The organism is Undibacterium sp. Tian12W, assembly GCF_049339405.1.
In the GTDB taxonomy this organism is placed as follows: domain Bacteria; phylum Pseudomonadota; class Gammaproteobacteria; order Burkholderiales; family Burkholderiaceae_D; genus Undibacterium.
Window position 1 is genome coordinate 201,781 of record NZ_JBMPPK010000012.1, and the last position, 8,445, is coordinate 210,225.

At 50.9% G+C, this 8,445-nt stretch carries 8 protein-coding genes; 7 read left to right on the forward strand and 1 reads right to left on the reverse strand.

Translation table 11 applies throughout. The annotated features are described in order from the left end of the window. Positions 1–17 precede the first annotated feature (17 nt). From xdhB to ACO0LI_RS16995, 4 genes are all read left to right on the forward strand, one after another. Entirely contained in the window at positions 18–2,384 is a 2,367-nt protein-coding gene (xdhB, locus tag ACO0LI_RS16980; protein ID WP_423033927.1) for a xanthine dehydrogenase molybdopterin binding subunit, read from the forward strand. Positions 2,385–2,422: 38 nt separating this feature from the next. Then, the gene (gene xdhC / locus ACO0LI_RS16985) at positions 2,423–3,541 is read left to right on the forward strand and encodes a xanthine dehydrogenase accessory protein XdhC (RefSeq protein WP_423033929.1); all 1,119 of its coding nucleotides are present in this window, start codon (positions 2,423–2,425) and stop codon (positions 3,539–3,541) included. 125 nt (positions 3,542–3,666) lie between these two features. Then, positions 3,667–4,986 (forward strand): guanine deaminase, encoded by a 1,320-nt coding sequence (gene guaD / locus ACO0LI_RS16990; RefSeq protein WP_423033931.1) that lies wholly within the window; start codon positions 3,667–3,669, stop codon positions 4,984–4,986. A gap of 71 nt (positions 4,987–5,057) precedes the next feature. Continuing rightward, a complete protein-coding gene (locus ACO0LI_RS16995; RefSeq protein WP_422951641.1) occupies positions 5,058–5,246 on the forward strand; it encodes a 4-oxalocrotonate tautomerase in 189 nt (62 codons plus the stop codon). Between the two features lie 180 nt (positions 5,247–5,426). Here the strand turns inward: ACO0LI_RS16995 and ACO0LI_RS17000 are convergent, their stop codons facing one another. Next, positions 5,427–6,449, reverse strand: coding sequence for a BMP family ABC transporter substrate-binding protein (locus tag ACO0LI_RS17000; RefSeq protein WP_423033933.1), 1,023 nt, complete (start codon positions 6,447–6,449; stop codon positions 5,427–5,429). A 236-nt stretch (positions 6,450–6,685) separates the two neighbouring features. On the opposite strand from ACO0LI_RS17000, the gene ACO0LI_RS17005 reads away from it, so the two are divergent. From ACO0LI_RS17005 to ACO0LI_RS17015, 3 genes are all read left to right on the forward strand, one after another. Beyond that, positions 6,686–7,120, forward strand: coding sequence for a DUF6386 family protein (locus tag ACO0LI_RS17005; RefSeq protein ID WP_422951639.1), 435 nt, complete (start codon positions 6,686–6,688; stop codon positions 7,118–7,120). Between the two features lie 70 nt (positions 7,121–7,190). Continuing rightward, a complete protein-coding gene (locus ACO0LI_RS17010) occupies positions 7,191–7,670 on the forward strand; it encodes a DUF6985 domain-containing protein (RefSeq protein ID WP_423033935.1) in 480 nt (159 codons plus the stop codon). Positions 7,671–7,838: 168 nt separating this feature from the next. Continuing rightward, a complete protein-coding gene (locus ACO0LI_RS17015) occupies positions 7,839–8,162 on the forward strand; it encodes a hypothetical protein (RefSeq protein ID WP_423033937.1) in 324 nt (107 codons plus the stop codon). Positions 8,163–8,445: the final 283 nt, after the last annotated feature.

Below are 8,445 nucleotides of genomic sequence, written 5' to 3' on the forward strand. Positions count from 1 at the left end.
GAAGCTCAGGAGAAAACATGAATACCCAAACTGACGCTTTCCTGACCGACAAAAATCTCGCCAAAGACCATGCAGACTGGGCAGAGGTAGGCAAATCACATCCGCATGAATCCGCAGTGCTGCATGTGCTGGGTGAGGCGCGTTACACCGACGATATCCCAGAAGTGCAGGGCACCCTGCATGCGGCGCTTGGCTTGTCGTCCAAGGCGCATGCAAATATTGTGTCCATGAATTTTGATGCAGTCAAAAGTGCACGCGGCGTAGTGGCGGTCTACACCGCCAAGGATATCCCCGGCACCAATGACTGCGGCCCCATCATCCATGATGACCCCATCCTGTCAGAAGGCCTGGTTGAATATGTAGGCCAGCCCATCTTCATCGTCGTCGCTGATACACATGATAATGCGCGCCGTGCCGTGCGCAAGGCCGAGATCGTCTATGAAGAATTGCCTGCAATATTGACGCCACAAGAAGCGAAAAAAGCCCAGTCCTTCGTCTTGCCACCCATGCGTTTGCAGCGTGGTGACGCGCAGGCTGCATTCGAGCGTTCACCTCGCCGCGTCAAGGGTGAATTATATGTAGGCGGGCAAGAACAGTTCTATCTCGAAGGCCAGATTTCTTACGCGATACCTAAAGAAGACCGTGGCATGCTGGTGCTGTGCTCGACCCAGCACCCCAGTGAAATGCAGCATGTGGTCGCACATGCACTCGGTGTACACAGCCACAACATCGTGGTTGAATGCCGCCGTATGGGTGGTGGTTTTGGTGGCAAGGAATCGCAATCGGCCTTGTGGGCAGCAGCGGCTGCGATTTCTGCCGTCCATCTGAAACGCCCGGTTAAGCTGCGTGCTGACCGTGATGACGACATGATGGTTACCGGCAAACGCCATTGCTTCCATTATGATTATGAAGTCGGTTACGACGATGAAGGCCGCATCATTGCCGCCAGGGTAGAGATGGTGTCGCGTGCTGGTTTTTCTGCCGATTTGTCAGCACCGGTGGCAACCCGCGCCGTCTGCCATTTCGATAATACTTACTATCTTGGCGATGTCGATATCCGCGCCATGTGCGGCAAGACCAATACCCAGTCGAATACCGCCTTCCGTGGTTTTGGTGGCCCGCAAGGCGCGATTGCGATTGAATACATCGTCGATAATATTGCCCGCGATCTGAACAAGGATGCGCTTGATATACGCAAGATTAATTTCTATGGTCGCAATGACGAAGAGGGTCGTAACGTTACACAGTATGGCCAGAAGGTTGTTGATAACGTCATCCATGAACTGGTGGCAGAACTGGAAACCAGCAGTGAATACCAACAACGCCGTGCTGACATCAAGGCTTTCAATGCCAGCAGCCTCGTCCTCAAAAAAGGCTTGGCACTGACGCCGGTTAAATTTGGTATCGCCTTCAACGTCACTCACCTGAACCAGGCTGGTGCTTTGGTGCATATCTATACCGATGGCTCGGTGCTCGTCAATCATGGCGGTTGTGAAATGGGGCAGGGCGTCAATACCAAGGTCTGCCAGGTGGTCGCGCATGAACTGGGCCTGAACCTGGACAAGGTGCGTGCTACTGCCACTGACACCAGCAAGGTTGCGAACACGTCGGCTACTGCCGCTTCAACTGGGGCAGATTTGAATGGCAAGGCCGCGCAAAATGCCGCGCATACCCTGCGCCAGCGCCTCGCTGAATTTGCAGTGAAGACTTACGGCGGCGAACTGGCAGATATCCGTTTTGCTGCGGGCCTGGTCAGTGTCAATGGCCTGGATATCCCGTTTGAAGCCCTGGTGCAAAAAGCCTATCTGGCACGGGTGCAATTATGGTCTGACGGTTTTTATGCGACACCGGGTTTGCACTGGGACCCCAAGACCATGAGTGGCAATCCCTTCTCTTACTATGCCTACGGTGCCTCGGTATCCGAAGTCATTGTCGATACCCTGACTGGTGAATGGAAACTCCTGCGTGCCGATGCCCTCTACGATGCCGGTAATTCTTTGAACCCCGCCATCGATATTGGGCAAGTAGAAGGCGCTTTCATACAAGGCATGGGCTGGCTGACGACAGAAGAATTATGGTGGAACAAAGGCGGCAAGCTGATGACGCATGCGCCTTCGACTTACAAGATACCGGCGATTTCTGATTGCCCTGAAGACTTCCGCGTCAGCCTGTTCAAGAACCGCAATGTGCAAGACAGCATACACAGGTCCAAGGCTGTCGGTGAGCCGCCTTTGCTGTTGCCGTTTTCTGTTTTCTTTGCGATACGTGATGCGATTGCCAGTGTGGCAGATTACCGCTATAACCCGCCACTGAATGCGCCGGCAACCAGTGAAGCGATTTTGTCGGCCATCAATGGCGTAGCAGCCATGGCTGCTGCCAGCTAAGATAAAGTCAGACATAAAGTCAGACAAGCGAGTTCATCATGAAGCTTTGGTTAAATGCAATTGCCACACAAGCCGCCCCCAAGATACTGGTGACGGTGGCCACGGTATTGGGTTCCGGCCCGCGTGAGCCGGGCGCCAAGATGCTGGTCACGGCAGATGAATTATTCGACACCATAGGTGGCGGCCATCTGGAAATGAAGGCCACAGAAATTGCCCGCAGCATGCTTGCCCTGCCAGAAAGCCAGCTTGCTGCCCAGCGCCGCTTTGAACGCTTCCCGTTAGGCCCCAGCCTGGGTCAATGCTGTGGTGGTGTCGTACATCTCGCCTTTGAACGCGTGCAGGCTGATAGCCTGGCTTACTTGAATTGCCTGAACCAGCGCTGGCGTCTGGGGCAGGATAGCTGGCGTTTGCTGGCGCTCGACAGTGCGCAAGAGCCAACCCTGTGCGATGCCAATGGCACCCATTTGACAGGCCCTGCCTGGCCCACGGGTTTGCCAGTGCAAATCGATACCAGCAATCCCTGTCAAGTCCTGGCTGATGCAGCAGGCCAGCGCTGGCTGCTCGATTCCTGCCTCGCTTACCGCGCCCACCTGATGCTGTTTGGTGCTGGCCATGTTGGTGCCGCCATCGTGCGTGCCATGGCTGACTTGCCATGCCGTATCACCTGGGTCGATGAACGCGAAGACATGTTCCCGACCAGGCCGGCCGCTAATGTCACGGTAGAAGCGACGGATACACCAGAAGCCATGATCGCCAAAGCTGCCCCGGGCACATCCTTCCTCGTGCTCACGCATAGCCATGCACTGGACCAGAAACTGTCTGAACACATCCTGCGCCTGCCGGATGTGGGCTGGTTTGGCCTCATAGGTTCGCAAACCAAGCGCGTACAGTTTGAACGCCGTCTGCGTGAACGCGGCATACCGGCGACCCGCCTCAATGACATGGTCTGCCCCATAGGTTTGCCCGGCATACACGGCAAGCAACCGGCAGTGATCGCTGCCTCTGTCGTTGCCCAGCTATTGCAGGTCTGGGAAGAGCATGACATCCATCAGCAAAAAGAACTCAGCCGTGTGCTTGCGCGTATAGGATCTGATGTTTTTGCATCTAATACAGAAAAACGAGCGCTAGATGAGTGTCACTCGCTGGCTAAGCGTTAAACTCTCGCTGTTAGCGCTTAGCACCCACCAGATCAATGCGAATGTGATGCCAGACCTGCAGACTTGATACACAAGTCGTGGTCTGGCTTGATTGCGCCTGCAAGATAGAATTCAGAAAGACCACGATGAGCAATATTTCAAGTAAAAACACGCTGCAAGCTTACCGTGCCAGTGTGCTGCATTTCCAGCAAGACCCTGCCTTTCATGAGCAGGCTTATGTCTGGCATGAAGATGGCCTGTTGATCGTCGAAGACGGCAAGATCGTCGCCGCCGGCGAATATGCCCAATTGCATGCCAGCCTGCCTGAAGGGACAGAGGTCATCGATTACCGCGGCAAACTCATTGTGCCGGGTTTTATCGACACCCATATCCATTACCCCCAGACCGACATGATCGCCTCGCCAGCGCCTGGTTTGTTGCCTTGGCTGGAGACTTATACCTTCCCGACTGAACGCCAGTTTGCAGATATCAACCACAGCGCCCAGGTCGCGCATTTTTTCATTGATGAATTGCTGCGCTCAGGCACGACGACAGCCATGGTGTATTGCACCGTCCATCCAGAATCCGTCGAAGCCTTCTTTGCCGAGAGTGAAGCACGCAATCTGCGTATGGTGGCAGGCAAGGTTCTGATGGACAGGAATTGTCCTGAATTCTTGCGCGACACTGCCGAGGGTGGCATACGCGACAGCGAAACCCTGATCAAGAAATGGCATAAACGTGGCCGCCAGTTGTATGCGATCACACCGCGTTTTGCACCTACCTCCAGCGACGCACAAATGCAACTCGCAGGCGAACTGGCACAGGCTTATCCCGATACCTTCCTGCAGACCCACGTCGCAGAAAATACCGATGAAGTAGCCTGGGTCAAAGCACTGTATCCAAAAGCACGCAGCTATCTTGATGTGTATGACCAGTACGGTATGCTGCGCCCGCGTGCCATGTACGGCCATTGCATCTGGCTTGATGATGCTGATCGTGCACGCATGGCAGAAACGCAATCGGCAGTGGCGATGTGCCCGACATCCAATCTCTTCCTCGGTAGCGGCCTGTTCAATTTTGAACGTGCCGACGCCCAGCAAGTCAGCCTGTCACTGGCCACCGATGTCGGTGGTGGCACTTCATTCTCCATGTTGCGCACCATGAATGAAGCCTACAAAATGGCACGTCTGGGAGGTACTTACCTGCCTGCGCTGCGCATGTTTTACCTGGCAACCCTGGGCGGTGCACGCAGCATGCAACTCGAAGGCACGATAGGTAATTTCGTCAAGGATGCAGAAGCCGATTTCATCGTGCTTGACCCGCAGGCCACACCTTTGCTGGCACGCCGTACCGGGCATACCGAGAGTCTCGATGAATTGCTGTTTGCCTTGGGAATGCTGGGCGATGACCGCACAGTAGCTGCCACTTATGCAGCAGGCAAACTGGTACATCAGCGACAGTTGTGAAAATCTTGTCTGACTGATTTATGATGGTGGGCATTGTTCATTAACTGTTCAACACCTTTTAAGGAAAAACCATGCCCACCATCAATGTACAAATGTTTGAAGGCCGTACGCTGGAGCAAAAGCGTGCTTTTGTCAAAGCTGTTACCGAAGCCAGTGCCCAGACCCTGGGTTGCTCCCTCGATGCTGTTGATATCATCATCCAGGAAATCAAGCGCGAAGACTGGGCGTCTGGCGGGATTTTGTGGTCGGACAAGAAATAGAATCTGAATAAATTCAAGTCAAGAAGTCTTGGTAGGGTGCGCCATGCGCACCATTTTTTGACGCAGGCATAAGCTTCTTTGAATGAAGCCATACTTCTCCTGAGATTTTTGACGACAAGGGCGGTGCGCACGGCGCACCCTACTTGCGCCTCTTGCACACGCACTTTTCCATACAGCTTCTCATTCCACTTTCAACTTGCCCTTGATAATCGCCTGACTGGCTTCACGCAGTTTTTGCAGCACAGGCCGCTGGCGCAGGATATCGCAATCAGAATATGCCGCGTCCGTGCTGATACCGGTCAGCGATACTGCGCCTTCTTTCAAACCATATTCAATCCTGGTTGCAGTTGATCCACCCAGGATGGCAGCGACCGCCAGGCTGATGGCCGTATCTCCATGTACCTGCGTATTGTCGATAACCTTGCCGCCAGTCTTCGGACACTGGTTGACATAATTGCCTATCGCCCGTACCTTGCCATTACCAGCAAGCGCTTTGAATACTCCATTATTGCTGCTGCCAGCGGCTGCATAAATCATATCCACACCGTCGGCCAGCATGCTCTTTGCCAGCACTTCGGCACGTGCTGTGTCATTGAAGGGCTGGCTGCCTTCTATCCAGACGATATGGTTCAGGTCAGCATCCGGCCTGACGGACTTCGCACCGGCGATAAAGGCATCCACAGGTTTCTGCTTCAGCGGCGTCTTCACTGCACCTATGACACCTATCTTGCCACTGGCTGATACCAGCGCCGCCTCCATGCCCGCCAGATAGCTGGCTTCACTTTCGCGAAAGCTGATGCAGAGCAGATTCGGTGGTGGATTAGCAATGCACTGTTCCAGCATGACGAAGCGAACGTTAGGTGCAGTGCGTGGCACGGTATCGAGCAGTTCCCTGAATTCATAGCCTATCATGACAATGATATTCGCTCCCAGCCTGGTGGCATTTTCCAACTGCTTTTGCCTGCCTGCACGGTCAGCCTGGCTGGCCAGGGTAGTGGCTTGCATCTGGTACATCTGCGCTTCCTGTTTGATGCCATCACTGCCTTGCTGCAGGTAGGGGTCATCGTTGTCGGGAACCGGGCGTACGTAGAAAATCTTTTGTGCTTCTGCGGCTTGGGCTGCGCTGTTTGTCATGCTGATCATGAGGCTCATGATCAGTAGCACTGCCCTGATGATTGTGGTGTTGCGGATGCGGGTTTGCATGGTCGTCCGCCAGGTATTTTTCTGCTGGCTTCGGGGTCAGCATGAGGTTTTATCTTGGAGGAAAATTTTGCTTATTCAGAGTATTGAGGACAATATTGGATATGGGTTTGGGGGAATAGTGAGGGAGGGTGCTTGTGCTAGGTGTGATATCTATGTACTCAACTGATTACTGCGCTAGAATTTATGGAACTCCAAGCACGCTGGTGATTAATTTAAACTGAATTGAAGAATTTTCTATGTATACTTTTGAATTTGTGACTGACACTGCGACTATGTGTGTTTTTGACTTGGCGTGTTTGAAACATCGTCTTGAAGAAGATGCGGATTGGTGGAGTATTCCAAGTGCTGAAATTCAGGAAGTGAATAACGGTAATGTGGCTTTTTTGAATTTAGAAAGTGATGGTAAATACTCTGTCTCTATCGTCGATACTATAGACGAGCCGGATATGAGCGTAAATTTGAAGTTTAATTCTGGACGAGTGTTTTTTGGTTCTGCTGAAGAAGTGAGCAGTGATGGATTAGAGCCTGAAGCCTTAAGAGGTGGAATATTCCTTGAGTTTCCTGTTGGACTTTATGCTTTGCATATTAAGAAAACTGGGTTTTCAATATCACTTGCGATAGAGATTTCTGACATCAGTACCAACTCATTTTTCAGTGTCGTGCGAATTTGAAATACTATTCATTTAGCACAGGAGGAGTCGCCACTACGTGCGTTGATATAAAAAAGTGTGGGAACGAATAGTGAAAAAACTAAAGGACCGGGTACTAGGTGACCTCAATTATGATTATGGTTGGACTCGACCATATCGTTGTATTTTTTTGGGTAAAGCAATAAGCGTCAACCTTGCTATACCTTGTGATGAGGACGATGAAATTGAATCTAGTCAGCGAGAGGCCTTTCAGCGGTTTGACGAAAAAGCAGACTTATTTCTTGCACAAGCTGAAGAGGCTATATTTGATTACTACCAAGATAATTGCCAGGAATATAGAGAAAGATTTGGCATCGAATTTGCTGATGAACTGGCTCCAATTATTCACAGTCCATCACAACTAGGCACTATCGTCTTACTAACTGAAATTATTATTCAACACTCGTTTGGCGTAAATGAAAGAATAGTTGGCTTGCTTTATGATTGCTCATGGGAGCCGTCGCTGGGGCTGGCAGTAAAATTTGTTGATGAATGTTTGGATGAAGTAGGAGTTCAGGATATAGTTCTTTGATGTTATCTATGGTTTTTAGGAATGTTTGATTACACAGACGATGATTAGTGCAGGCGAAAATCATGTGCATGTCCATGATCGCATGAAAAGACACATAGCTAATCACCCCTGTGCGCTAATTGTAGTGGTCAAGTATTTAGTAGAAAATTTGGTATTTAAGGAGATATCTTGAACTCAATTCTGGAAAGTCAGGCAAAAATAGATTTTGATATAGCCAATGCTTTGATCATGGCTACACCAGAGTCATGGACTTCTGCGGAAATGGAAGTTGAAAGAGATGAAAGTAATGGTACTGAAAAAATCTCAGTTCTTATTTTTAATAAGGAGGGGCGTAAAGAGATTGTTCAAGGTACTGACGATATCTACGATGGTCTCTATAAGCTGTCAGGGCTATTAAAGGACAGTGATGCGAAAATATGGGTGCGGGCCTTTTACTCGATTGCAATGGACGATAATGAACATTGGAAATATAAAGTTAAATTTGAATATTAAATTGTCGGCGCGCGCTCTAAATTAGGGAATGTCTGATTAAGTTCTATTTTTCTTCAATTTCAAAATCATGTTCAGGCAAAAGCATGAAATGCGTTGCAGGAACATGATGATCTTCACAAATTGGGGAACATCTCCCCCATCTGTATCAGTTCCTGGGCGATTTCTCGCCCATTGGGCACACTATGCCCCTTGCATGCGCATCAAGCGCCTGCGAACCATGAACAAGTTCGCCAGCGCACAAGTAACGAACAAGCGGTGCGCGTTCTTCTGCATCCCACGATAT